Source organism: Pantoea sp. SORGH_AS_0659, assembly GCF_031453915.1.
GTDB classification, from domain to species: Bacteria; Pseudomonadota; Gammaproteobacteria; order Enterobacterales; family Enterobacteriaceae; genus Pantoea; species Pantoea leporis.
Window position 1 is genome coordinate 1,826,255 of record NZ_JAVJAK010000001.1, and the last position, 23,417, is coordinate 1,849,671.

The following is a 23,417-nucleotide window of genomic DNA, read 5'->3' on the forward strand; positions in this document are numbered from 1 at the left end:
CAATAATGAAAGATCTCACCCTGCGCTATTACGATACCGAAATGCGCTACCTGCGTGATGCCGCGAAAGAATTTGCCGCCACGCATCCCGATCGCGCTGCGATGCTTAACCTTGATCGCGCTGGCGCGCCGGACCCGTTTGTTGAACGTCTGCTGGAGGGCTTTGCCTTTTCCGTCGGTCGCCTGCGTCAGAAAATTGATGACGATCTGCCGGAACTGACTGAAGGGCTGGTCAGCATGCTGTGGCCGCACTACTTGCGCACCATTCCGTCGCTGTCGGTGGTGGCGCTGACACCAGACCTGCCAAAAATGAAAATGGCGGAGGTGGCGCCAGCCGGACTGGAGGTCTATTCGCGTCCGGTTGGCCCGAAAAATACCGTATGCCGCTACCGCACCACGCAGGCGCTAACGCTGAATCCGCTGGAAGTCGCTGGCGTGACAATGGCAACCGAGCCGGATGGGCGTTCGCTGCTGCGCATCCGCATCAACAGCAGCGGTCAGGCTGACTGGAATCAGACCGACCTGAGCCGCCTACGCTTCTGGCTGGGTGAAGACGTACCGTTCAGTAACGCGCTGCACCAGATGCTGACGCGTCGCCAGGCGGCGTTGTATATCCGCCTTGCGGGTCAGGAAGAGCGTGCGCGGCTCGACGGCTGGTTCAGCCCCGGCGGATTTGGCGACGATGACCGGCTGTGGCCTAAGGGCGACAGCGCCTTCAGTGGCTATCAGCTGCTGCTCGAATACTTCACCTTCCCGGAGAAATTCCGCTTTGTTCATCTCAACGGGCTGGAGAAAATCACGCTGCCGCCGGGCCTTGCATATTTCGATATTGAGGTGGTGTTTAGCGCGCAGTGGCAGAGCGATCTGCCGGTGACGGATGAGTCTCTGCGGCTGCACTGTGTGCCGGTGATCAACCTGTTCACGCTGGAGGCCGATCCGCTGACGGTGAGCGGACTGGAGAGCGAATACCTGCTTCGTCCGAAGCGACTGCAGGACGGCCATACCGAAATCTACGCGGTGGATGCGGTTAACGGTTCGGGCATTGGCGGCAGCGCAGATTACGTGCCGTTCTCGAGTTTCCGCCACAAGGGCGGCATGATGCGTCGACAGGCACCTGAGCGCTACTTCCATACCCGCGTGCGTAAAGGCGTGAGCGGGCTACACGATACCTGGCTCATTCTCGGCGGCCAGCAATGGGAAGCGGGGCAGGAGCTGGCCAAAGATACGCTGTCGCTGCGCATCACCGGCACTAACGGTCAGCTACCGCGCCGGGCGCTGCAGAGCACGCTGCTGGATCGCTGCGAACAGGTATTACAGACGCCGGTAACGGTGCGCAACCTGTGTCGTCCAACGCTGCCCGCTTATCCACCGGCAGAAGATCGCTTTCACTGGCGCGTGCTGAGCCATCTCGGCTCTGGCTTCATCAATATGATGAGCAGTGCAGAAGTGCTACGCGGCACGCTTGCGCTCTACAACTGGCAGGATGACGAGCTGTGTAACCGCAAGCTCGACGCCATTCTTGACGTGCAGCATCACCGTCTGCAGCGCTTTGAAAACGGTTATCTGCTGCGTGGTCTCGAAGTGGAAATCACGTTGGACAGCAATGGCTTCACCGGTGACGGTGACATCAACCTGTTCGGCGAGATGCTCAACCGCTTCCTGTCACTTTACGCCGACATGAATCAGTTCATTCAGCTCTCCCTCATCATCCGGCCAGAAGGAAAATGCATCCGGTGGAAAGAGAATCACAGCCAGCGCCTGCCCGGCTAATTGCGCAGCTGGGTGACCGGCTGCCGTACATGAACTTTTACCGCTTCTGCCAGCTGCTTGAGCAAAGCGATCCCGACGCGCCAGTGCCCGGCAGCGGCTGGCAGGTGCGCCATGAACCGGTACGCTTCCGTCCGCATCCGGGCATGGGCTTTCCGGCGGGCGAAATCCGCGGCTATGAAAATCCTGCCCGTCCCGGTTTGCCGCCGACTGTGCGCGTCAACTTTATGGGGCTGTACGGCACCGAATCGCCGTTGCCAACGCGCTATATCGATGACATCGCTCTGCGCCGCGATGGCCATGAGGCGATGCAGGATTTTCTCGATATCTTTAATCATCGCCTGACCACCCAGTTCTATCGTATCTGGCGCAAGTATTCCTATCCGGCAACCTTCGCAGAAGGCGGTCGCGATAATACCTCGCAGTATTTGCTGGGACTGGCCGGACTCGGCATTAAAGGCTGTGCAGAAAACGTCGCCACGCCGGTATCGCGTTTCCTGGCGCTTCTGCCAGTGATGTTGCTGCCGGGGCGCACCGGTGAGGGTGTGAGTTCGCTGGTCACCCTGCTGGCGCCGGATACGCGAGCGGAGATAAAGCCTTGGGAGCCGCGCCGCATTGAGCAGCGAAACGTCCTGGCGATGAGTGTACGTAAGCCGGTGAGCATGAAGAATCGCCCGGTGATGGGCACGCACGCCACCGACGTCAACGGCCAGGTGCTGATTCGGCTGTTCACGCGCAATCGCGACGAAGTCAGCGGCTGGCTGCCGGGTGGACAACTGCACGGTGATTTTATGGCGATGCTGCACGTTTACCTCGGAGCAAAGCTCGATGCGCGACTGGAGCTATGCGTGGAGCGCAGCCTGCTACCCGATGCACAGCTAAGCTGCCGTGAAGCTGATGCAGTGCTGCTGGGACGCACTGCCGTGCTGCCCCAGTTGAGCGCATCACATTCTAAAAGAGATGACGTTATTACTATTCAGCTCGGCCGCTATGAGCGCGTCCGGGTCAACACATCAAGGATTGAGACCGATGAAGAAGGCGATTACCGCTGGTAAAACCCTGCTCCCTATAATATTCGCGCTGGCCGTCAGCGGATGCGGACTGACGCAGAAAGTGTCGGACGGCACTGTTTCGATGACCAGAGCCATTTTCTACAAACAGATTAAAACGCTGCACCTCGACTTTGTCGCGCGCGAAGGTGTTAACCGCAATGCTCAGGGCGCAGCGCTGACAACCGTGGTGCGCGTCTGGCAGTTGAAGGATCGTAAAGCGTTCGACAGCTCGGACTATCCATCGCTGCTGGCCGCCGACAGCCAGGCGCTGAAGACCGATTTAGTGGCGGAGAAATCGGTGAGCGTGCGTCCCGGCGAGTCAGTGAGTATTGATGTGCCGATGGAAGAGAATGCAAAGTTTGTCGCAGTAGCGGGCATGTTTTTGTCACCGGACCAGCAGAATGAGAAATGGCGGCTGGTGCTAACGCGTGACGACCTCGATCCCGACAAGGCGCGCATTATTGAACTGGGCGACGGTACGTTGACGTTGCTGGCCGTGAAGAAGGAGTAATCATGACACCTTCACTTTACGACATTCTGTACGGCAATTTTGAAGGTGATCTGGAGCTGGAACGTGTTGGCGAAGAGAACCAAGTGATTTTGTCGGTGCTGGATAACATGCAGCGCATTCTCAACAGCCGCGCCGGTTCGCTGGCGCACCTGCCGGATTACGGCCTGCCGGATATGACGCGCATCCTGCAGGGCATGCCCGGCACCGCGCACCAGTTGATGCACACACTTTCCGGCGTGCTACTGAAATATGAGCCGCGTCTGAAGCGGGTTGACATTGTGATGTTGGAGCAAACGCAGCCCGGCGAATTGCGCTACGCGATTGATGCCGAGTTAAAGGAAGTAGGACTGGTGCGCTTCGGCACCGAATTTATGCCGGAAGGGCGCGTGATGATCCGTCACATGAAACAGCAGCAATATCTGGATGCCAGGGCATCTGTTTAATTTTTTTGCCTGATTAGGGCTTTTCGGAACACAGCAATGACTTCATCTCAATCTCGCTATGTCAAAACCGGCGGCGATCCGCGTGCGTTGGCGGAATATGCCGCGCTGCGCCAGGAAATGCAGAAACTCACACATCCGGCGCGTCCGGATGTCGATTGGCCGCACGTCTCCACGCTCTGTTTAACGCTGTTCGAAAAAAACGGTGTCGAGCTGCAAAGCGCGGTCTGGTACACGCTATCGCGCGCGAACACAGCAGGATCGGCCGGTATGACGGAAGGCCTGGCGGTGCTGGTGGCATTGATTACCCGCGAATGGCCGACGTTATGGCCGCAGCCGGCACATTCACGTATCGAACTGCTGGCGGGACTGAGTCGTCGGTTACAGCAATTCCTGCGTACTCAAACAATAACCGAAGCAGACTTAACGGCACTGAGCCAGGCGGCGCGCTTGCTCAGCGAGGTTGGCGATCATCTGCAACGCCTTGAACTGCGTCAGCTTAGTCAGATTGATCCGCTGCTGGACCGCATTCGCAGTGCGGTGGTGATGCTGGAACACTACGATGTTTCAACATCTGATGCTGTGGCCAAGCTGCCTGAAGTCGTTCCGATTGAGAAGCCCGCACTGACGTTAGCAGGTGCAGAAGTCAGCGGCTGGGTGTACGCTCCATCTCCGGGTGCGCCGGCACCCGATTTGCGGCGGCTGCGGCGTCGGGCATTTATCAGTGGCGTGGGCGCGACGCTGCTGAGCGTGTCACTTATCGCCGCTATAGGCTATTTGGTTGTGCAAAAAACTGAGCAGGAATCTCCGTTACAGCAAGCATTACTGGCTTCAATATCACCACTTCCTGCGCCTCTCACATCGGAAATGATGGCTGAGCTGCAAGCGAATCCCGCCGAATGGCTAAACGAAGCGGCATGGCTGGAGCAAACGCAGCAGCAATTGAACCGGCTACAAAACGTATCGCCGGACTGGAATCTGCAGCTCGGTAATGCGCTGGTAATGCAGGCCAGCCTGGTGTGGCCTGATTCGGATGCGGTTAAAACGATGAGCGCACGCTGGAACAAGCAGCTTAACGCGGCAGCAATGCCAGCAGATAAAATGCAGGGATGGCAACAGGGCATGGAGCAGCTCAACGCGTTGTCGCAGCGCCTGAATGGACTTGACGAGAAGCGCGGCAAATATCTGACGGTGAGCGAACTGAAAACAGCGGTCTACAATATGACGCAGGCGTTCAACGTAACGGTGCCACTGGAAGAGGAACTGCGCGTGTTGCAGCAATCGGACGATGGCGCTACACAGAATCAGTTAACACAAGCGGAAATGCACCTGAAGCAGCTTATCGCCAGTTACCAAACGATAGCTACATCGTCAAAAGAGCAGGACTAGCAAAATCCGCAGCCAACCGGTATTCGCAGCTATCAAACTCTGCGGGGGTTTGAATCCCCCTTGCAGAAAACAGGCAAAAAAAAAGCCTGAACTTTCGTTCAGGCTCTTCTTTAGAATATGGCGGTGAGAGGGGGATTCGAACCCCCGATACGTTGCCGTATACACACTTTCCAGGCGTGCTCCTTCAGCCACTCGGACACCTCACCACATTTTTTTGTCAACCGCGCTGGGTCAACGGGGCGCTACTATAGGGAGATCGCTGAAAAGGGTCAAGCGCTATTTTCTCCTTTTGTTCTATTCGCTTAAGCTCTGAGCGTATTGCCGTTAGCCTGCTCATCATGGCGATTCTGTCATCAAATCATTCCCTCTCTGTCACAAAAATGTCACCGCACTGTCGCAGACTTGTCCGCGGAAACATTTGGTTATATCTATGGAAAAGGATGATTATAAATGAAACAGATACCTCTCTTTACGGTTACGCTGCTGGCTTCTCTGATCGCGACATCAGCAGTGGCAGACGATGCACACTATTCCCGCGCCGCCACCGGCGATGTCACCGAGCACGGCGGCGCGCGTCGTCTCACTGGCGACCAGACCGAATCGCTGAAAGCGTCATTAAGTAATAGCACCGCGAAAAACGTGATTCTGCTGATTGGTGACGGCATGGGAGATTCGGAAATCACCGCCGCGCGTAATCAGGCGCGGGGCGCCGGCGGTTTCTTCCCCGGCCTTGATGCGTTGCCGCTCACCGGTCAATACACGCACTATTCCCTGGATAAGAAAACCCACAAGCCGAATTACGTGACGGATTCCGCCGCGTCGGCCACCGCGTGGGCCACCGGCACCAAATCCTATAACGGTGCGATTGGCGTCGACGTGAACGGCAAAGATCAGGTAACGATTCTTGAGCTGGCGAAAGCCGCCGGTAAAGCCACCGGCAACGTTTCCACTGCTGAACTGCAGGATGCCACGCCAGCAGCGTTGATCGCGCACGTCACTTCGCGCAAATGCTACGGCCCGGAGAAAACCAGCGAATTGTGCCCCACTAACGCGCTGGAGCAGGGCGGTAAAGGATCGATTACCGAGCAGATGCTGAAAACCCGCGCGGACGTCACGCTGGGCGGCGGCGCGAAATCCTTTAGTGAAACCGCCAAAGCTGGCGAGTATCAGGGTAAAACCCTGCGCGAACAGGCACAGGCGCTGGGTTATCAGTGGGTTGATAATCTCGATGGCATGAACGCCATTCAGCAGGCCGACCAGAGTAAACCGGTGCTTGGCCTGTTTGCCGACGGCAATATGCCGGTGCGCTGGCAGGGACCGAAAGCCAGCTATCATGGCAACATTGATAAGCCGGTGGTGACCTGTGAAGTGAATAAAGAGCGTCCCGCTTCGGTACCGACGCTGGCGCAGATGACCAAAAAAGCCATCGATCTGCTAAGCACTAATGAGAAAGGCTTCTTCCTGCAGGTGGAAGGCGCGTCAATTGATAAGCAGGATCATGCGGCCAATCCATGCGGTCAAATTGGTGAAACCGTTGATCTGGATGAGGCAGTGCAGCAGGCGTTGATCTTTGCGCGCGAACATGGCGACACGCTGGTGGTGGTGACCGCCGACCACGCGCACAGCAGCCAGATCGTAGAAAACGGCACCAAAGCGCCGGGTCTGACGCAGGCGGTGAATACCAAAGATGGCGCGGTGATGACCATCAGCTACGGCAATTCAGAAGAGGATTCGCAGGAACACACCGGCACGCAGGTGCGCATTGCGGCGTACGGCCCGCATGCGGCTAACGTGGTGGGCTTGACCGATCAGACCGATCTGTTCTTTACCCTGAAGGATGCGATGGGGTTGAAGTAGCCAGGATAACGGTCGCCATTAACGGCGACCGTTATACCTTACAACCCGCGTTTTGCCATCAACCGCGCTAAATCCACCAGACGATTGGAGAAGCCCCATTCGTTATCGTACCAGGCAAGGATCTTCACCAGATTGCCGCCAATCACCAGCGTCGAAAGCCCATCAATAATCGATGAACGGGCATCGCCCTGATAATCGCTTGATACCAGCGGCTCGTCGCTGTATCCGAGAATACCCTGCAGCGGACCTTCTGCCGCCGCGGCTTTAAACGCGTCATTCACCTCTTCTGCGGTCACGTCGCGTTTCAGCGTTACGGTCAAATCCACAATCGACACCACCGGCACCGGCACGCGCAGGGAATAGCCGGTCAATCGACCCTCCAGCTCCGGAATCACCCGACCGAGCGCCTTCGCCGCCCCGCTTGAGTAAGGCACAATCGACAACGCCGCCGCCCGCGCACCGCGCAGATCTTTCTCCGGCTGATCGTGCAGCACCTGGCTGTTGGTATAAGCATGCGTGGTGTTCATTAAACCGTGCTCAATACCAAACGCCTGGTGCAGCACCGCCGCCGCTGGCGCTAGGCCGTTGGTGGTGCAGCTGCCGTTACTCACCACAAAGTGCTGCTGCGGATCGTAACGTTGATCGTTCACGCCCAGCACAATTGTCAGGTCATCGTTCTTGCCCGGCGCGGAGATAATCACGCGCTTAGCGCCACCGCTGGTGATGTGCACTGCGGCTTTGTCGCGTTCGGTGAAGAAGCCGGTGGCTTCAATCACGATATCCACGCCGACATCGCGCCAGCGAATATTCGCCGGATCGCGCTCGCTGAACACGCGCACCGCTTTGCCATCAATGCGCAATTCGCCTTCACCGGCTTCCACTTCCGCCGGTAGCCTGCCGAGCAGGGAGTCGTGTTTCAACAGATGCGCGAGGGTTTTACTGTCGGTGAGATCGTTGATGGCGACGATTTCAATATCATCGCTGCCCAGCGCTGCACGAAAAACGTTACGTCCGATACGGCCAAAGCCGTTAATGCCGATCTTAGTCATGATTGACTCCTTTTCCGAAGATACTGGAGTCACTCTAAGCCGATGGCGAGATGGCGTAAACGCCAAAAAAGGATCACTTTACGCCAATTTCCGGCAGTGGAAGCGCTGGCGATATTCGCCCGGCGTGAGATGCAGTTGACGCTCAAAGCTGCGGCGTAAATTGATGCTGCTGCCAAAACCGGTCTGTTGCGCGATGCGATCCAGCGTGTCGTTGCTTTGTTCCAGTTGTTCACGCGCGGCGGCGAGACGCGCTTCGGCCACATAGCGCGCGGGCGGCGCGCCGGTTTCACGGGTGAACACGCGGGTAAAGTTGCGCGGGCTCATGGCGACGCGCTCCGCCAGTTTCTCGACTGAGAGATCTTCGGCGAGGTTGGCGCGGATCCAGCGCTGCAATTCACCGATCGGGCCAATGCCGCTCGGCGTTTGCAGATGAAAACGGCTGAACTGCATCTGTCCGCCGGGACGGCGCAGATACATCACCATATCCTGCGCGATATCACGCGCCACGCTATAGCCGAAATCCTCTTCCACCAGCGCTAATGTCAGGTCAAAGCCCGAGCTGACGCCGCCGGAGGTCCAGATCGGTCCGTCCTGAATAAACAGCGGGCCGCCTTCCACCTGAATCTCTGGATAGCGCGATTGCAAGGTATCGAGCAAGCGCCAGTGCGTGGTGGCGCGGCGACCTGCCAGCAAGCCGGATTCCGCCAGCAGCATCGCTCCGCCACATACCGAAACCACGCGCCGCGCCTGCGGAGCCGCCAGCTTGATGAAATCGACCACCATATTGCCTTCTTCCGCGCTGTCGCCGCGCCCGGTGATCATGATGGTGTCCCACGCAGTGCGCGGATCGAGATCGGCCAGCTTGAGATCGGCTAATAGATTGAGGCCGGATTGGCCGTGGATCACCTGATGCGATTGGGTGGTGGCGAGGCTAACGCGATAGCGCTGCTGATCGGCGCCAACCGGCAGATGCTGATTGGCGCGCATCAGGATATCGGCGATACCCGCCGCTTCAAACAGCATGCCGCCGTCGGGCACAATAATCAGAAAGGTTTTCATGGCGTGAAATAGATATTTTGACAGGATAAGCCAGAGTGTCTCATGGCATCTGGATTATTTCCAGGCATAGCAGATCACGATATGCGGCAACTTTGATTAATGATTTTCCTCCCTGGCGCAACGTCATTTCACGCCATTATCTTCACAATCACATCCGCTAACATGGATGAATTCGATCTCGCTGGAATTCAACATGGATCACGCCTCAATGCGTACGTAATCCTTTACCGTCAAGTCGAGTGGTTTGCCGTTTATCCTCATTCTGAGTGGGTTAATGGTGATCACTTCGTTTTCCACGGATATCTATCTGCCCGCCATGCCGATCATGGCGCGCGAGCTGCACGGCGATGCGGAACTTACAGAGTGATTGTTGAACGTTATCCTGCTGCTCTGCAGGAGCGGGTTAGCGGCTAAGCCAGACTAACGTTTGCGGCGTGACGTTCAGCTGCCGCAAGCGTTGTATGTCGAAGCATTTTCGATTGCATCGACATTTTTTTGTATTTGACGTTTTTTTCTCAGTGGGTATGCTCAGCCACGTCAGGATCCCCCGGCCAGGGTTGGTTGAGACGATTACAGAGAGCCCATGAAAAACAGTAATGACAAACAGTTATGCGACATCGCGATTGGTGATGCGGTGATGGAATTATTTAACCAGGATGCGCCGGTTTCGCGTACCACGCTGCTCGCGCAATTAGAGAAGATGATACATGCGGGTGTGACGGCGGAAGAGGTACGGATCGCCAGACTGGCTTTAGAGCTGGTGACGAACAGCAGCACAGCCGACAAGGTTGAACAATCGGAAGAGAACGTGATGAGCTTTAGAGCGAAAAACGTTTCGGCGGATGACTCAACGCAGCACTGATCGCTGTATGCCGGACAAAGTTGTCCGGCATAACGGCGCGGCGTTACCAGCGGTACTTATTCGAATCTTCCCACTCTTTAACTTCTTTTTCCGCACGGTCTTTTTCATAACCGTAGCGTTCCTGGATTTTGCCGACCAGCTGATCGCGTTTTCCTTCAACCACGGTCATGTCATCATCGGTCAGGTCGCCCCATTTTTCCTTCACTTTCCCTTTGAACTGCTTCCAGTTGCCGCTAATACGATCTTCGTTCATGTTGATCTCCCTATTTCGTGGTGACTGTGTGCTGCCGTTCGCTGGCCTGATGCCAGCGGGTGAATTAATCCTGGCACAGGATTTGCGCTTTGCTTGCCTGAGCTGTGAGCTGACTCATAAATTTGCGATTGTGTGAGCCAGCGTGGAGAAAAAAAACCGTTAATAGCCAAAGTGATTCACTAACTCTTTGCTCTGTAAGGCATTATTTTTTCCCGGCTATACAGGCAAGGGTGGGTTGCGATATAGTAATCGTCGATAAGACATTTCCGTCAACTTTTGGAAACCCGCATTCCCTGATGCCATCCGTATGAGTAAAACGCAACCCACCGACATGAAAAGCAGAGAACGTGGCCGCCCAAGAGAGTTCGACATCGAACAGGCTCTGGACAAAGCCATGATTGTTTTTCGTCAGAAGGGGTTTCATGCGGCTTCACTTAACGATCTGGGCGAAGCGATGGGGTTGACAGCGGGCAGCATCTACAAGGCTTTTAAAGATAAGCGCAGCTTGTTTCTGCTGGTGTTTGAACGCTATCTTTCGGTGCGCAATGCCGATCTGCGCCAGCGTCTGGCACAGTTCACCAGCGGCCGTGAGAAGCTCGGCGAGCTGCTGCAGTTTTACCTCGATTCCGCGCGGGCGGTGGAAGGTCGCACCGGCTGTTTAGTGGTGGGCAGCGCGGTGGAGCTGCAGGTGCTGGATGACGATCTTTCGCAACTGGTGAGTGAAGCGGTCATTCGTAATAAAAACTTCCTCGCCTCGCTGCTCAAACTGGGCCAGGAAGATGGCTCAGTGACGCCCAATCTGGATGTGGACACCGCCGCGGGATTGATCCTCTGCATCGCCTTTGGCATGCGCGTTGTGGGCAAGATCACCGATGTAAAAGATGAACCAGAGACCATCAAGTTAGTTATGAAGCTGCTGGACTAAAATTTGTCTAATTAGGAGTCGGATACTTCCTAAATAAGCGAAGCGTAAAGACGGAGGGCAAGTGAAAGACGAAGATTCAGATATTACGGAAGAGATTCGCGCATTGGTGGGCAGGGTAGTGACACGTATCCTGCGTCCTGATGAAGCGCTTACCGTTCAGGAACTCATAGGCGCGTTGTATCGCCTAAGTTTGCGCTCCACCGACAGCAAAACTAAAGTCGCCTGCGAGAAAGCCATTCGTATCCTGGCGAAAAAACTGCATTAATAGGGTCGCGCGTGCCGCGCCTTGTTGTTCTCCTCTGCTGAAGTCTGGCAATCCCTCGCCAAACACCTCTCTGATTAAAGCGGGCGATGCGCGGTCTCTTTCGCCTTCCACAGCGCAAACAGCGTGATCAGCAACGCCAGGCTGACATACAGCGATACCCACAGCGTGCTGCCCATCTCTTTATACAAGGTCGTAATGATCAGGGGCGCAAAGCCACCGCCAATGATACCCGCCAGCGTGTAAGCCAGTGACGATCCGGCGTAGCGCACGTGGCTGGGGAACTGTTCGGTGACAAACGCCGCCTGCGGTCCGTACATCACCGCATGAATCAGCAAGCCGCCAATGACCGCCAGCACAATCAGCACCGGCTGTGAGCTATCCAGCAGCACAAAGAACACAAACGACCAAACGATTGCCAGCAGCGCACCGGCAATGTAGACCGGACGACGGCCGAGCTTGTCGGAGAGCGCACCAAACATCGGCACCGTAATCGCATTGCCAATCGCGCCGAGCATGGTGGCCATTAGCGCCAGCGGACGCGGCAGTTGCAGCACGGTGGTGACGTAGGTAAGGGTGAACACCACCACCAACGCATACAACACGTCGGAGCCGATACGTGAACCGCCAGCGATCAGTAGCTCACGTGGATAGCGAACAAACACCTCTTTCAGCGGCGTATGCGTGGTTTTCTCCGCCTGCTGCATCGCGACAAAGGTTGGCGTCTCTTCTACGCCGCGACGCAGCCATAAGCCAAACATCACCAGCAGCAGACTCAGCAGGAATGGAATGCGCCATCCCCACTCCTGAAACTGCTCGCCGCTCAACGCTACCGTTACCAGCGTGATAAATCCGGTGCCAATCAAGGTACCGCACGAGGGACCTACCTGCGCAAACGAGGCGTTACGGCCACGTTTGTCGGCATCGCCATGCTCCATCGACAGCAACACTGCACCGGCCCATTCGCCGCCTAATGCAATACCCTGAATAAAGCGTAAGGCCACCAACAGCACCGGACTCCAGATGCCCCACACCGCATAGCCCGGCAGCAGGCCCATCAGTGCGGTGGTAACGCCCATAATCACCAGGGTGGTGATCAATACCGCTTTACGCCCGGCGACATCGCCGAGATGACCAAAGATAAAGCCGCCAACCGGACGGGAAATGTAGCCGACCGCATAGGTGGAAAACGCCAGAATGGTTCCGACCAGCGGATCAAAGCTGGGGAAAAACACGTGGTTAAACACCAGCGCCGCCATGATGTTGTAGACCGTGAAGTCATACCACTCCAGCGCGGTACCGATGGAGCTGGCCGCCGCGAGGCGACCGGTTTTGCTGTGGCTGGCGCGCGCGCCTGACGCGTGCGGCAACGTTGAATCGGTATTAGCCATGAGCCATCTCCTGTTGGGTTAACTGCCAGCTGAGGGAGTAGAGCTCTACGTCCGCGTTGAGTGCCTGCGCGGCATCGGCGGCGAGGGTTTTACACACCTGGGCGTCGCGGCAGGTCAGCAGCAGCATCGGATGCATTGGTCGCGTTGCGCTGGTTTCCCGTGGCAGCGGCGAGCTCAGCGTGGTGTCAGGCGTCAGCAAACGTGAGGCGATATAGCCTGGCGTTTGCTGCACGCTGCTTTGCCAGCTGCCCAGAGATGCAACATCTGTACCCGCTTTTAAGGTCAGCACCGCCAGATGGCTACCGGTGCCTTGTCCATGCTGATGCGAGATGGCGCAGACGCGGCGCATCGGATTGACCATTTTGTTAAGGTTCTTCACCGACCATTCGGTCTGGCGCGTGAAGGCGGCGTGATAATCGGCGCTGGTAAAGGCTTCCAGCGATGCGGTTTCATACAGGCCGAGGTATTTGCGTTCGGCATCCACCGCCTGATAACGCGTGCCGCTAAGAAAGCCGCTAATGGCCACGCGCTCTTCAACGTGTTCGTGGTCGTACCATTGGTTGAAATCCGCTTCATCTGCAGCATCGATATGGGTGGCGACAAACAGCATGCCGTGGGGTTGAGTCATGATCAGCTACTCCGTTTCAGGGTGGTTTCAATCGCGGCAGCCCAGCTGAGTAATGCAGCATCGTTGCCATGGGTGGAAGAGAGCATCAGGCCAACCGGCGCAGCGCCGGGCTGATGACAAGGCAGAGAAATCGAACAGCCATCCAGCATGTTGATCACGCTGGTGTTGCGCAGCATCAGCAGGTTGACTTGCATGTAGCGCGCGGGATCGTCGAGCTCAGTCAGCGTCGGCGCGATCAACGGCACCGTCGGCATCAGGATGCCGTCGAAGGGCGCAACCGCCTGCTCGACGCGCTGTTTCCAGTCGGCGCGCAGTTGGTAAAGTTCGGCGGCATCCTCTTCGTTCAGTAAGCTGCCGCGATTAATGCGCGTCAGAACCTGCGGATCGTAGGCTTCTGGCTGGGATTGGGCGTAATGCTGATGCCATTGCCAGGCTTCCCACGCGGTAATGCCGCCACGCGCGTTAATGGAGTCCAGTTCTGCCAGCTCTGGCAGCGGCAGCTCGGTGATTTTCACGCCCTGCGCGCACAGCACATCAAGCGCATGCAGCCAGGCGGCGCTGACGTGTTCGTCAAGGCCAGCCAGCACGCGCGTCTGCGGGATAACGAAATGCGCTTCTGACAGATTCCGCTCATCGATTGTGAGGGGCCGATCGGCGATCACGCTATCGAGCAACCAGCAGCTGCGCACGTCGTGAGCGATCACACCGATGCTGTCGAGCGATGCCGCCAGCGGCAGCGTTCCGCGTTGATCTATGCGGCTGGCGCTCGGTTTGAAGCCGGTTAAGCCGCATAGCGCCGCCGGAATGCGCACCGAACCGCCGGTATCGGTGCCAACCGCCGCCAGGCACATGCCGTCGCTCACCGCCACCGCTGCACCGGAAGAGGAACCGCCCGGAATGCGCTGCTGCGCGCGCTGCCACGGATTGGCGGGTGTGCCGTAATGCGGATTGACGCCGAGGCCGGTGAAGGCGAACTCGCTCATATTGGTTTTGCCAACGATGACGGCACCAGCCTGCTGCAGCCGATCCACCATGCTGGCGTTCGCCGTGGCTGGGCTGGTGTTGCTGAGCAAGCGGGAACCGGCGGTAGTGACTTCTCCGGCGACATCAAACAGATCTTTAATGCTGATGGGCAGACCATCAATCGCGCTGCGTGGCTGTTGCTGCTGCCAGCGCGCGCCGGCTTGTTCGGCCTGCTGGCGCGCAGCAGCGGTATACACCTTGGTGAAGACGCGTTTGCCTTCTCCGCTTTCCGCTGCAATTGCACTCAGTGCATGCTGGGTCGGGGTTTCAGGGCTGATTTGCCCGGCGAGCAGCTGCTGGCTCGCTTGCCATAACGTTGTCATAGAGAACCTCAGGCGATAACCGGCAGCGAGCCCGTGATGTAAGTGTGTTCCAGCGTGCGGTTCAGCACCGGATCGTGCAGCGCCATACGGAATTCACTGGAAGGACGGATCCCGCCGATGGCGCTGAGCGTGCCGCACGACATGGCGAAACCTTCCTCAACCTGGCCCGCGGCAAAATAGCGGCTTAGCAGATCAAGTGGCGTCAGCAGCGAGGAGAGGGCGCCTTGCTGATAAGTCACCCAATCACCGTTGACGTTGATCCAGGCGCGCAGCTCCAGCTGATCCCAGTGCGCTTTGACGTCCGTCATGCGCCACGCGTGACCGGCCACCGGTTTGATGCACGCCTGTTTCGATAGCGCCACGCTGAACGTTTCCAGATGACGATCGGTATGATCAGAAATCAGCGAAACCCAATATTCGCCGCGATGGAAAAACACGAAGGGTTCAGCTTCACCGGACGTCTGATCGCCGACCACTTCCAGCTGCGTTTCCTGAGTTAATTGATTGGTTGCGACACGATAAAACAGCGGCACTGCACCAGGAGCGGGCACGCCCAGCGCTTCCAGCTCCCTGATATGGTGCAGCACCGCTTCCTGATCGCGTCCTACCCAGCCCGCGATAACAAGTTGATTAATCTCAACATCCAGTACTGCCGCATCGGCGTAATCTGTTGTAAACCGTAATTGCATGGGATCGATCTCCAGGTGAGAAATGCGTGTGAAATTTCACTGTCATTTCAATCTAGCCATTTTCATGCCAGGTTTTTGTGTAATATGTCTCAGTTACCTAATAAGGATTTGCGTGATGAGTAATGTGATGGCTGAAAATGTGAGCTCGCCGACGACCCCGAAAAGCATTTCGCTTAACGAGCGCGCCTATCTGGCGTTCAAGCACCGGCTGATCACGCTGCGCTACAAACCGGGCGACTATCTCAATATCGCGCAGGTGATGGATGATCTTGAGATGGGCAGAACGCCGGTGAATCAGGCGGTGCATCGGCTGGAGACGGAAGGGCTGTTGCAGATTATCCCGCGCAAGGGCGTGATGGTGTCGCCGCTGTCAATTGATGATGCGCTGGAGTTAATTGAGGTGCGTCTGGTGAATGAGGCGCTGTGCTTGCGGCTGGCTTCGCAGCGGGTCAATGCGGCGCAGATCGTCTATCTGCGGGAGATGAATCAGCGCATTGCCAATGCCAGCGCCTCACGCGATCGCGAACAGATGATGCTGCTGGACCGCGAATTTCATCAGGTACTGGCGGACATCGCCGCCAACGGTCGGCTGGCCGATATTCTCAGCATTATCCACGCGCAGGCGCAGCGCTTCTGGGCCACCACGCTTTCCAGCGCTGCGCACATGAACGAAGTCATCGCCGAACACGAAGCGATCATTGCGGCGCTGGAGCAGGGAAATGCCGAGCTAGCGGAAGAGGCGGCGCGGGTGCATATCTATTCGTTTAAACAGGCGCTGCTGAATAATTAATATTCGGCTTCTTCACCCGGCAGCGGAATAGAGAGTTCCATGCCCTCAACCCCGGCGTAGAAAATAATCAGCTCGGCACGCTGATCCGTGGTGAAACCACGATGGGCAATGTCGATGGATTCATTAAAGGCTTCGCCAGCGTTAAACGTTTTAGTCTCGCCGCTGGCTTTGTCTTCGATAGTCAGCGATCCCGATAAAATATACGCGGTATTCGGCATAGGATGCGTATGCCACGGCAGCTCGGAATGTGCAGGAATGGTCATCTTCATCACCGTGATCTCGGGCTTACCGGCTGGATAGTGTTCAATATGCTGGCCATTCCAGGCTTGCCCGCTTTGCAGTAGCGTTTCTGCACTGTTTTCATGTTCGTTATCGGCGCTCATCCCATTCCTCTGAATCGTCATTAAAATCTCTCCCGCACAGGATAGTGCAAATCAGCAAGGCTGCGCGTGCAATCACTGTCAGCCTAAGCCGCTCGGTGATGCTCGGGTCACTTGTAAAAGAATTGTGATCGGTCACCAGGAACTGCTCAAAGTAATCGATTACTTTGTTTCTCTCTGTGGAATGTAATCGATTTCTTTTTGGCGCGAGGTCAGCATGGTTTCGACAACTACAGGTTCTGAGATTGCGGTGAGGCAGCAGCGTCTGCTGATTCCCCGCTTGTCATTGATGATGTTCATGCAGTTTTTCATTTGGGGAAGCTGGTCCGTAACGCTCGGGCTGGTGATGACGCAGCACAACATGTCATTGCTGATTGGTGATGCTTTCTCAGCAGGGCCGATCGCCTCAATACTGTCGCCGTTTGTGCTGGGCATGTTGGTTGACCGCTTCTTCCCTTCACAGAAAGTCATGGCGGTGATGAACCTGGCGGGCGCGGTGATTTTATGGTTTGTCCCGGGCGCGCTGGTGGCCGAAAACGGCGCGCTGCTGATTGGCTTGCTGTTTGGCTATACGCTGTGTTTTATGCCGACGCTGGCGCTCTCTAACAACATTGCCTTTCACAGCCTGGCCAGCAGTGACAAAAGTTTTCCGGTGGTGCGGGTGTTCGGCACCATTGGCTGGATTGTGGCGGGCATCTTTATTGGTGTTACCGGCATCGCCTCCAGTACCGCGATTTTCACCCTGGCCGCAATCTGCTCGGTGGCGTTGGCAATTTACAGTCTCACGCTGCCGCATACGCCTGCACCGGCGAAAGGCATGCCGCTAAAAGTGCGCGATCTGTTCTGCGCGGATGCCTTTGCGCTGCTGAAAATCCGTCACTTCTTCGTCTTTGCTCTCTGCGCCACCTTGATCTCCATCCCGCTCGGCACCTATTACGCCTACACCGCGTCCTGGCTGGCGGATGCGGGCGTGAGTAACGTCAGTACCGCGATGTCATTTGGTCAGATGTCGGAAATCGTCTTCATGCTGGTGATCCCGCTGCTGTTCCGCCGCCTTGGCGTCAAATACATGTTGCTGGTCGGCATGGTGGCGTGGTTTGTGCGCTACGCGCTGTTTGCCATGGGCATGAACGATGAAAGCCGCGCACTGATCTACATGGGCATTCTGCTGCACGGTGTCTGTTATGACTTCTTCTTTGTGGTGGGCTTTATCTACACCGACCGCATCGCCGGCGAGAAAGTGAAAGGGCAGGCGCAGAGCATGGTGGTGATGTTCACCTACGGTATTGGCATGCTGCTGGGTTCGCAGATCTCGGGCGCGCTGTATAACCGCCTGATTGCCGGACAGGGCACGGCGCAAAACTGGGCAACATTCTGGTGGATCCCCGCGATTGCCGCGGCGGCGATCGCCGTTCTTTTCCTCTTCACCTTTAAATACCGGGATGAAGCGGTTTGATTGACGGGAGGTGTAGGTGAAAACGTTAAAAGGACCGGGAATTTTTCTCGCGCAGTTTATTGGGCAACAGCCACCATTTAATTCGCTGGCAGGGTTGGCGCAATGGGCCTCTGCGCTCGGTTACAAGGCGCTGCAGATGCCTTGTAATCACCCGCTAATTTTTGATCTGCCGCGCGCCGCAACCAGTCAAACCTATTGCGATGAAGTGACGGGTTTGCTGGCCAACTACGGCTTGCAGATCAGTGAATTATCGACGCACCTGGAAGGCCAGCTGATTGCCGTCCATCCGGCGCACGATCGCGCCTTCAACGGCTTTGCCCCCGCCGCCTTGCACGGCGACAAAGAAAAGCGCACCGCGTGGGCGATTCAGACGGTGAAGCTGGCAGCGGCCGCGTCAGCCAACCTGGGATTGCAGGCCCACGCGACGTTCTCCGGTTCGCTGGCTTGGCCATATCTCTATCCGTGGCCGCCACACAATCCTCAGCTATTGAGTGAAGCTTTCTCAGAACTGGCGCGGCGCTGGCTGCCGGTGCTGGACGAGTTTGATCGCTACGGCATTGATGTCTGCTACGAGATCCATCCCGGTGAGGATTTGCATGATGGCGTGACGTTTGAACGCTTCCTGGCGTTGGTGAACAATCACCCGCGCTGCAACATCTTGTTCGATCCCAGCCACTTGCACTTGCAGCATATCGATTATCTGCAGTTCATCGATATCTACCATCAGCGCATTAAGGCCTTTCACGTTAAAGATGCCGAATATCTGCCGAACGGACGCAGCGGCGTGTATGGCGGTTATCAGCGCTGGATAGATCGTGCTGGTCGCTTCCGCTCACCCGGCGACGGACAGATCGATTTCCCGGCCATTTTCAGCAAGCTGGCGCAGTACGATTATGCCGGGTGGGCGGTGCTGGAGTGGGAGTGTTGCCTGAAAGAGGCGGAAACCGGCGCGCGCGAGGGCGCCGACTTCATTCGTCGCCACATCATTCCGGTGGCCGAACGGGCATTTGATGACTTTGCCGCACAACCGCAGCAGGCGGCCAGCATCCGCGCCCAGTTGGGGTTAAATGCGGCAAAGTCGCATGATTAAGGCGGGCGCGAAATTATGCTAGCCTCCGTAGTATCTGACTGAGCAAGAGTTGCAAGCATGTCCATCCAAAAAATCGCCCGCTTAGCGGGCGTTTCTGTGGCGACAGTTTCACGAGTACTGAATAACAGCGATACGGTAAAAGCGCTGAATCGTGAGAAAGTCCTGCACGCTATTAAAGCGAGTAATTACCAGCCAAATTTATTAGCGCGTCAGTTGCGAACTGCACGTAGCTCAATGATTCTCGTGATGGTGTCGGATATCTCCAATCCCTTTTGTGCCGAGTTGGTAAAAGGCATTGAGGAGCAGGCGGAGAAAAACAGTTATCGCATTCTGTTGTGCAATTCTGGCTCAGATATCGAGCGCTCCCGCTCCAGTTTGCAATTGCTGGCCGGGAAAATGGTGGATGGCATTATCACTATGGATGCGTTCAGTAAGTTGCCAGAACTGGCGCAGCTGATTGGCGAAACGCCGTGGGTGCAATGCGCGGAATACGCCGATGCCGGTGATGTCTCCTGCGTGGGCATTGATGATGTGCAGGCATCAAAGCACGTCGTGGCGTTTCTGGCGGGCAGGGGACGACAGCGTATTGCCTTAATCAACCACGATCTCAGCTATAAATATGCGCAGCTGCGGCAAGCGGGTTATCAGCAGCAACTTATCCATGAAGCGCGCAGCTGGCAGGCCATCACGTACGCCACCGAGCTGAGTTTTAATGCCGGTAAACAGGCGATGGAGGCCTTGCTGGCAGCGCCCGAGCGTCCAGATGCCGTGTTTGCCGTGTCGGATACCTTAGCGGCGGGCGCGCTGTCAGCCATTCATGCCGCCGGGCTGCGCGTGCCGCAGGATATAGCGGTGACGGGATTTGATGGATCCGACCTCGCCGAAATGGTCACGCCGCCGCTGAGCACGCTGGCGCAGCCGTCGCGCGCTATGGGGCGCAAGGCGTTTACCTTGCTGCTGAATAAGATCGATCAACCTGATTCGCCGGCTCAACGCATTATGATGGACTGGCACTTTGTGGTGCGCGCCAGTACTTAATCGGCGTTTACGAAGGCTGCGAAGTATATGGTCTGATGTTGTAAAGGTGCCGTTCAGAGCTTCAGGTCCGTATTTTTCGGCCAAACAGGTGCTGGCGATTTTGCGTCAGCGCGTGCGCCACATCAGGCAGCATCGGGAAAGAACTCTGACCACCATATTTCTGGATTGAGCAGGAACTGATTTCAGCCGCGAAAGGAATCGCTTCTTCCAAATCGATGTTGTTCACCAGGCAATAGGCGATGCCGCCAATAAAGGAATCCCCTGCGCCGGTGGTATCCACCACATCCGGACAGAACACGGCAGGATAATGTCTGGCACCGGCATCACCGGATAACACCGCGCCTTTCTCGCCCAGCGTGATAATCACCCGGCCATTCACCTTCTGCTGTAGCGCTGCCGCACAGGCCATCGCCTCTTTAACCGAAGTGACAGCGGTTTTACTCATAAAGCTGGCTTCGGTCTCATTCACCACCAGTAAATCGACCTGACTCAGCGCCTGCGGAGAGATTTCGCGCGCCGGCGCGTTGTTGAGCAAAATCTGGCAATCATGACGGCGTGCCACGCTGATGGCTCGTTCAACCACACGATCGGGAATTTCCGACTGCAGGATTAACAGAGGCCGATCGCTAAATAATCCATCGTGAATATCGGGTTCGCTAATCAGGTAGTTTGCGCCCTTAATAATGGTGCTGCAATAATCGCCGGATTCCAGAATCTGCACGATGCCAATGCCGGAGGTTTTTCCGCGCTGGCTAATGTTATCTACCGATACCCCGTTTTCATTCAGCGATTTTATGAGTTCGCTGCCATAAATATCATTGCCCACACAGCCCACCATATTGACGTTCAGCCCCAGCTTGGCGCACTGAACCGCCTGGTTTGCCCCTTTACCGCCCGGCATCAACATTAATTCGTTGCCGGTAAACGTCTCCCCAATTTCCGGCAGGCGATCCTGCTGGACAAGAATGTCGTAGTTAAGACTGCCAATAACAACAATATTATGTTTCATCATTTCGGCCCTTAATTGGCGGTGCGCTTGGACGCAACCGCATTTCTGGTGTTGTGTAAACTGGTCTGACTTTTTTCGCTGGTCTTGCTGGCGATAAGGGTAAAGATGGCATCCAGAATATTCAGATGCACAATGCGCGTGGTGGCGTTCTCTCCGGTAATTGGATTGTTTTTAACCGACGAGATAATCGAGTGCCGGGCAATTAAACTCAGTGGGCTGTTGGGATAATTGGTCAGGCAGATGGTTTCTGCGCCGTTCTCATTCGCCGCTTTTACCATCTGAATAATGTCCGTGGTTTGGCCGGAGTGAGAAATCGCCAGCAGGATATCGCCGGGTTGCATCAATGAGGCGGTCATCAGCTGCTTGTGGCTGTCACTAAACACCGACGAGAAGATGCCGATCTTCAGCAGCTTATGATTGAAGTCATCACAGATAGAACCTGAACCACCGCACCCGGCAATAACTATGCGTGCGCTTTCTGGTTTATTAATAAACAGATACGCCACTGCTTTTATCACGGCACTGTTAATCACGCTCAGGGAATCCTGCAGTGCCAGCACCGAATTTAAAAAGGTGCTTTCAATCACCTGCTCGACATATTTTTCTGAATCCGGGATTACCGGAATATCGATGATATCTTCCTGCGTGCTGACTTGCCGGGCGATATTGATTTTCAGATCGTGAAAACCGGTAAAACCGAGTTTCTTCGATACTTTAGTAATGCTCGAGACGCTAACATTCAGATAATTCGCAATATCAGTGATGCACATTTTAGATAAAGACTGCGGATTGTCGTCAATAAAACGTGCAATTGAACGTTCCTTTTTTCCCAGCTCAGGCGCAAGGGTGCGAGCCAGCAGGAATATTTCATTGCCTTTAAGTCGGTTATGCATGTTGAGCGCTCAATAAAAAACGTTGTCGCTAAGCTAGCATGCCAGTTAGGGGAAAAGTGTTAACTGGATCACATGCTGTAAAACGTTTTACTGGTGCATTTTACTGTTAGTAAAATAAAACTATCCTTATTGCGAATGTTATTTTATTAACAGTAAAATATCTGTTTAAGCTATTGTATTTCAATGATTTTACTCGAAGTAAAACTTTTACTATTATAAATCTACCGTTTATTTTATTAGCGGTAGTATTTAGCTGATCGCATTTACCTGATGAATATTCTCATTTATAAGAACATGGAAATCACATTAAAGGTAATGTAAAAAATGAAATTCTCATCACGTATAAATTCATTTCGCTCCAGAGCCGATCTGTTTGCGGCGAAGAACAACATGGATACTTGCGATCTTATTACGCGTATGGGTAGCGTTGCGGGCTTGACGCATATTGAGCTGAATTATCCGGAGCACTTTATTGGTCAGGATAAAGCGCTGATTAAACAGACCATCGCTGATAACAATTTGCAGGTGGGCGGCATCGCTCTGCGTTATAACAAAGAGTTCATCGAGGGTGAATTCACCAATCCTGATGCCGCACTGCGTAAAAAAGCGATCGAAATTACCCTCGAAGCCGCAGAGATGTGCAAATACCTCGGCGGCAATACCGTCACGCTGTGGTTTGGCTATGATGGTTACGATTATCCATTCCAGCAGGATTACTTCCGCGCCTATGAGTGGCTGGTCAGCGCACTACAGACCGTGACCCAGGCACACGCGGATATGCAATTCAGTTTTGAATATAAGCCGTATGAACCGCGCACCTTCTCCTTTATTGGTGATGTCTCTTCAACGCTGATGCTGATTGATGATGTAGGCTCCGACAATCTCGGTATTACCCTCGATTTCTGTCACATGATCATGAAGAAAGAGAATCCCGCTTTCTCACTGTTCCAGTCGGCACGCAAAAACCGTCTGGTGGGCTTCCACCTGAATGATGGTTATGGCCATTTTGATGATGGATTGATGCTGGGTTCCGTGCACCTGATGCAGACGCTGGAATACATCTATTACGCAAAACGCGTTAACTTCAGCGGCCTGATCTATTTCGATACCTTCCCAAGCCGTGAAGATCCGGTTGCCGAATGCGCGCAAAACATTCGCATGTATAAAGCGCTCTCCAGCTTTATTGATCGCCTGAGCATTGATGAAATCGATCAGCTGATTAAAAGCCAGGATGCGCTGAAAGTGCAGGGCATGCTGATGAAAATCATCGCTGAATAAAAAC

At 55.4% G+C, this 23,417-nt stretch carries 24 protein-coding genes, 1 tRNA gene and 1 pseudogene; 15 read left to right on the forward strand and 11 right to left on the reverse strand.

Features of this window, described 5'->3' with window-relative positions; translation table 11 throughout:
* The first annotated feature begins 5 nt into the window (after positions 1-5).
* From tssF to Q3H59_RS08505, 5 genes are read left to right on the forward strand one after another with little or no spacing between them, the layout of a single operon-like run.
* Positions 6-1,769 (forward strand): type VI secretion system baseplate subunit TssF, encoded by a 1,764-nt coding sequence (gene tssF / locus Q3H59_RS08485; protein ID WP_277973716.1) that lies wholly within the window; start codon positions 6-8, stop codon positions 1,767-1,769.
* Positions 1,724-2,821: a type VI secretion system baseplate subunit TssG gene (gene tssG / locus Q3H59_RS08490; protein ID WP_277973715.1), complete on the forward strand. Its 1,098-nt coding sequence runs from the start codon at positions 1,724-1,726 to the stop codon at positions 2,819-2,821. Before tssF ends, tssG begins: the two co-directional genes overlap by 46 nt.
* Complete coding sequence (gene tssJ / locus Q3H59_RS08495; protein ID WP_192411648.1) at positions 2,796-3,329, forward strand: type VI secretion system lipoprotein TssJ; 534 nt, start codon at positions 2,796-2,798, stop codon at positions 3,327-3,329. The genes tssG and tssJ overlap by 26 nt, the downstream gene beginning before the upstream one ends.
* A gap of 2 nt (positions 3,330-3,331) precedes the next feature.
* Entirely contained in the window at positions 3,332-3,772 is a 441-nt protein-coding gene (tssE, locus tag Q3H59_RS08500; RefSeq protein WP_192411649.1) for a type VI secretion system baseplate subunit TssE, read from the forward strand.
* Between the two features lie 36 nt (positions 3,773-3,808).
* A complete protein-coding gene (locus Q3H59_RS08505; RefSeq protein ID WP_309834279.1) occupies positions 3,809-5,158 on the forward strand; it encodes a VasL domain-containing protein in 1,350 nt (449 codons plus the stop codon).
* Positions 5,159-5,276: 118 nt separating this feature from the next.
* Here the strand turns inward: Q3H59_RS08505 and Q3H59_RS08510 are convergent.
* Positions 5,277-5,364 (reverse strand) — tRNA-Ser (locus Q3H59_RS08510).
* Between the two features lie 244 nt (positions 5,365-5,608).
* Between Q3H59_RS08510 and phoA the strand changes: the two genes are divergently transcribed.
* Complete coding sequence (phoA, locus tag Q3H59_RS08515) at positions 5,609-7,015, forward strand: alkaline phosphatase (RefSeq protein WP_309834280.1); 1,407 nt, start codon at positions 5,609-5,611, stop codon at positions 7,013-7,015.
* 38 nt (positions 7,016-7,053) lie between these two features.
* On the opposite strand, the gene gap is transcribed toward phoA, so the two are convergent.
* Both gap and Q3H59_RS08525 read right to left on the reverse strand, forming a co-directional pair.
* Complete coding sequence (gene gap, locus Q3H59_RS08520; protein WP_101764088.1) at positions 7,054-8,064, reverse strand: type I glyceraldehyde-3-phosphate dehydrogenase; 1,011 nt, start codon at positions 8,062-8,064, stop codon at positions 7,054-7,056.
* Between the two features lie 78 nt (positions 8,065-8,142).
* Positions 8,143-9,123, reverse strand: coding sequence for a GlxA family transcriptional regulator (locus tag Q3H59_RS08525; RefSeq protein ID WP_277973712.1), 981 nt, complete (start codon positions 9,121-9,123; stop codon positions 8,143-8,145).
* A 244-nt stretch (positions 9,124-9,367) separates the two neighbouring features.
* Between Q3H59_RS08525 and Q3H59_RS08530 the strand changes: the two are divergent.
* Together Q3H59_RS08530 and Q3H59_RS08535 are read left to right on the forward strand one after the other, a co-directional pair.
* Positions 9,368-9,484: pseudogene (locus Q3H59_RS08530) on the forward strand (Bcr/CflA family drug resistance efflux transporter); the annotation flags it as partial.
* 222 nt (positions 9,485-9,706) lie between these two features.
* Positions 9,707-9,985: a hypothetical protein gene (locus Q3H59_RS08535; protein WP_101764090.1), complete on the forward strand. Its 279-nt coding sequence runs from the start codon at positions 9,707-9,709 to the stop codon at positions 9,983-9,985.
* A 43-nt stretch (positions 9,986-10,028) separates the two neighbouring features.
* Here the strand turns inward: Q3H59_RS08535 and Q3H59_RS08540 are convergent, their stop codons facing one another.
* On the reverse strand, positions 10,029-10,238 hold the full coding sequence (locus tag Q3H59_RS08540; RefSeq protein WP_007892931.1) for a CsbD family protein: 210 nt from the start codon (positions 10,236-10,238) through the stop codon (positions 10,029-10,031).
* 307 nt (positions 10,239-10,545) lie between these two features.
* Here Q3H59_RS08540 and Q3H59_RS08545 point away from each other — a divergent pair, with 307 nt between their 5' ends.
* Positions 10,546-11,163 carry a TetR/AcrR family transcriptional regulator gene (locus tag Q3H59_RS08545; protein WP_137385989.1) on the forward strand — a complete coding sequence of 206 codons (618 nt, stop codon included), beginning with the start codon at positions 10,546-10,548 and terminating at the stop codon, positions 11,161-11,163.
* 61 nt (positions 11,164-11,224) lie between these two features.
* A complete protein-coding gene (locus tag Q3H59_RS08550; protein ID WP_101764092.1) occupies positions 11,225-11,428 on the forward strand; it encodes a hypothetical protein in 204 nt (67 codons plus the stop codon).
* A gap of 74 nt (positions 11,429-11,502) precedes the next feature.
* Here Q3H59_RS08550 and Q3H59_RS08555 read toward each other — a convergent pair whose 3' ends face one another.
* From Q3H59_RS08555 to Q3H59_RS08570, 4 genes are read right to left on the reverse strand one after another with little or no spacing between them, the layout of a single operon-like run.
* Positions 11,503-12,816, reverse strand: coding sequence for an MFS transporter (locus Q3H59_RS08555; RefSeq protein ID WP_137385988.1), 1,314 nt, complete (start codon positions 12,814-12,816; stop codon positions 11,503-11,505).
* The gene (locus Q3H59_RS08560; protein ID WP_309834288.1) at positions 12,809-13,444 is read right to left on the reverse strand and encodes a DUF4286 family protein; all 636 of its coding nucleotides are present in this window, start codon (positions 13,442-13,444) and stop codon (positions 12,809-12,811) included. The genes Q3H59_RS08555 and Q3H59_RS08560 overlap by 8 nt, the downstream gene beginning before the upstream one ends.
* Before the next feature lie 2 nt (positions 13,445-13,446).
* A complete protein-coding gene (locus Q3H59_RS08565) occupies positions 13,447-14,790 on the reverse strand; it encodes an amidase (protein ID WP_309834290.1) in 1,344 nt (447 codons plus the stop codon).
* An 8-nt stretch (positions 14,791-14,798) separates the two neighbouring features.
* Entirely contained in the window at positions 14,799-15,479 is a 681-nt protein-coding gene (locus Q3H59_RS08570; protein WP_277973709.1) for a DUF2848 domain-containing protein, read from the reverse strand.
* A 115-nt stretch (positions 15,480-15,594) separates the two neighbouring features.
* On the opposite strand from Q3H59_RS08570, the gene Q3H59_RS08575 reads away from it, so the two are divergent.
* Positions 15,595-16,269 carry a GntR family transcriptional regulator gene (locus Q3H59_RS08575; RefSeq protein ID WP_137385984.1) on the forward strand — a complete coding sequence of 225 codons (675 nt, stop codon included), beginning with the start codon at positions 15,595-15,597 and terminating at the stop codon, positions 16,267-16,269.
* Here the strand turns inward: Q3H59_RS08575 and Q3H59_RS08580 are convergent.
* Positions 16,266-16,652: a cupin domain-containing protein gene (locus Q3H59_RS08580; protein ID WP_167391207.1), complete on the reverse strand. Its 387-nt coding sequence runs from the start codon at positions 16,650-16,652 to the stop codon at positions 16,266-16,268. The genes Q3H59_RS08575 and Q3H59_RS08580 overlap by 4 nt on opposite strands.
* 214 nt (positions 16,653-16,866) lie before the next feature.
* Between Q3H59_RS08580 and Q3H59_RS08585 the strand changes: the two genes are divergently transcribed.
* From Q3H59_RS08585 to Q3H59_RS08595, 3 genes are read left to right on the forward strand one after another with little or no spacing between them, the layout of a single operon-like run.
* Positions 16,867-18,105: an MFS transporter gene (locus tag Q3H59_RS08585; protein ID WP_277973708.1), complete on the forward strand. Its 1,239-nt coding sequence runs from the start codon at positions 16,867-16,869 to the stop codon at positions 18,103-18,105.
* 16 nt (positions 18,106-18,121) lie between these two features.
* Positions 18,122-19,195: a sugar phosphate isomerase/epimerase family protein gene (locus tag Q3H59_RS08590; RefSeq protein WP_309834293.1), complete on the forward strand. Its 1,074-nt coding sequence runs from the start codon at positions 18,122-18,124 to the stop codon at positions 19,193-19,195.
* Between the two features lie 57 nt (positions 19,196-19,252).
* Positions 19,253-20,233, forward strand: a complete 981-nt coding sequence (locus Q3H59_RS08595; RefSeq protein WP_110866355.1) for a LacI family DNA-binding transcriptional regulator — start codon at positions 19,253-19,255, stop codon at positions 20,231-20,233.
* 61 nt (positions 20,234-20,294) lie between these two features.
* On the opposite strand, the gene Q3H59_RS08600 is transcribed toward Q3H59_RS08595, so the two are convergent.
* Together Q3H59_RS08600 and Q3H59_RS08605 are read right to left on the reverse strand one after the other, a co-directional pair.
* Positions 20,295-21,242: a ribokinase gene (locus tag Q3H59_RS08600; RefSeq protein WP_309836660.1), complete on the reverse strand. Its 948-nt coding sequence runs from the start codon at positions 21,240-21,242 to the stop codon at positions 20,295-20,297.
* Positions 21,243-21,253: 11 nt separating this feature from the next.
* Entirely contained in the window at positions 21,254-22,135 is an 882-nt protein-coding gene (locus Q3H59_RS08605) for an SIS domain-containing protein (protein ID WP_137385979.1), read from the reverse strand.
* 324 nt (positions 22,136-22,459) lie between these two features.
* Here Q3H59_RS08605 and Q3H59_RS08610 point away from each other — a divergent pair, with 324 nt between their 5' ends.
* Positions 22,460-23,413 carry a sugar phosphate isomerase/epimerase gene (locus tag Q3H59_RS08610; RefSeq protein WP_101764104.1) on the forward strand — a complete coding sequence of 318 codons (954 nt, stop codon included), beginning with the start codon at positions 22,460-22,462 and terminating at the stop codon, positions 23,411-23,413.
* Positions 23,414-23,417 lie beyond the last annotated feature (4 nt).

Coding starts and splice junctions, on each gene's coding strand:
- tssF (WP_277973716.1), top strand. CDS start 6: ATGAAAGATCTCACCCTGCGCTATTACGATACCGAAATGCGCTACCTG.
- tssG (WP_277973715.1), top strand. CDS start 1,724: ATGCATCCGGTGGAAAGAGAATCACAGCCAGCGCCTGCCCGGCTAATT.
- tssJ (WP_192411648.1), top strand. CDS start 2,796: ATGAAGAAGGCGATTACCGCTGGTAAAACCCTGCTCCCTATAATATTC.
- tssE (WP_192411649.1), top strand. CDS start 3,332: ATGACACCTTCACTTTACGACATTCTGTACGGCAATTTTGAAGGTGAT.
- Q3H59_RS08505 (WP_309834279.1), top strand. CDS start 3,809: ATGACTTCATCTCAATCTCGCTATGTCAAAACCGGCGGCGATCCGCGT.
- phoA (WP_309834280.1), top strand. CDS start 5,609: ATGAAACAGATACCTCTCTTTACGGTTACGCTGCTGGCTTCTCTGATC.
- gap (WP_101764088.1), bottom strand. CDS start 8,064: ATGACTAAGATCGGCATTAACGGCTTTGGCCGTATCGGACGTAACGTT.
- Q3H59_RS08525 (WP_277973712.1), bottom strand. CDS start 9,123: ATGAAAACCTTTCTGATTATTGTGCCCGACGGCGGCATGCTGTTTGAA.
- Q3H59_RS08535 (WP_101764090.1), top strand. CDS start 9,707: ATGAAAAACAGTAATGACAAACAGTTATGCGACATCGCGATTGGTGAT.
- Q3H59_RS08540 (WP_007892931.1), bottom strand. CDS start 10,238: ATGAACGAAGATCGTATTAGCGGCAACTGGAAGCAGTTCAAAGGGAAA.
- Q3H59_RS08545 (WP_137385989.1), top strand. CDS start 10,546: ATGAGTAAAACGCAACCCACCGACATGAAAAGCAGAGAACGTGGCCGC.
- Q3H59_RS08555 (WP_137385988.1), bottom strand. CDS start 12,816: ATGGCTAATACCGATTCAACGTTGCCGCACGCGTCAGGCGCGCGCGCC.
- Q3H59_RS08560 (WP_309834288.1), bottom strand. CDS start 13,444: ATGACTCAACCCCACGGCATGCTGTTTGTCGCCACCCATATCGATGCT.
- Q3H59_RS08565 (WP_309834290.1), bottom strand. CDS start 14,790: ATGACAACGTTATGGCAAGCGAGCCAGCAGCTGCTCGCCGGGCAAATC.
- Q3H59_RS08570 (WP_277973709.1), bottom strand. CDS start 15,479: ATGCAATTACGGTTTACAACAGATTACGCCGATGCGGCAGTACTGGAT.
- Q3H59_RS08575 (WP_137385984.1), top strand. CDS start 15,595: ATGAGTAATGTGATGGCTGAAAATGTGAGCTCGCCGACGACCCCGAAA.
- Q3H59_RS08580 (WP_167391207.1), bottom strand. CDS start 16,652: ATGAGCGCCGATAACGAACATGAAAACAGTGCAGAAACGCTACTGCAA.
- Q3H59_RS08585 (WP_277973708.1), top strand. CDS start 16,867: ATGGTTTCGACAACTACAGGTTCTGAGATTGCGGTGAGGCAGCAGCGT.
- Q3H59_RS08595 (WP_110866355.1), top strand. CDS start 19,253: ATGTCCATCCAAAAAATCGCCCGCTTAGCGGGCGTTTCTGTGGCGACA.
- Q3H59_RS08600 (WP_309836660.1), bottom strand. CDS start 21,242: ATGAAACATAATATTGTTGTTATTGGCAGTCTTAACTACGACATTCTT.
- Q3H59_RS08605 (WP_137385979.1), bottom strand. CDS start 22,135: ATGCATAACCGACTTAAAGGCAATGAAATATTCCTGCTGGCTCGCACC.
- Q3H59_RS08610 (WP_101764104.1), top strand. CDS start 22,460: ATGAAATTCTCATCACGTATAAATTCATTTCGCTCCAGAGCCGATCTG.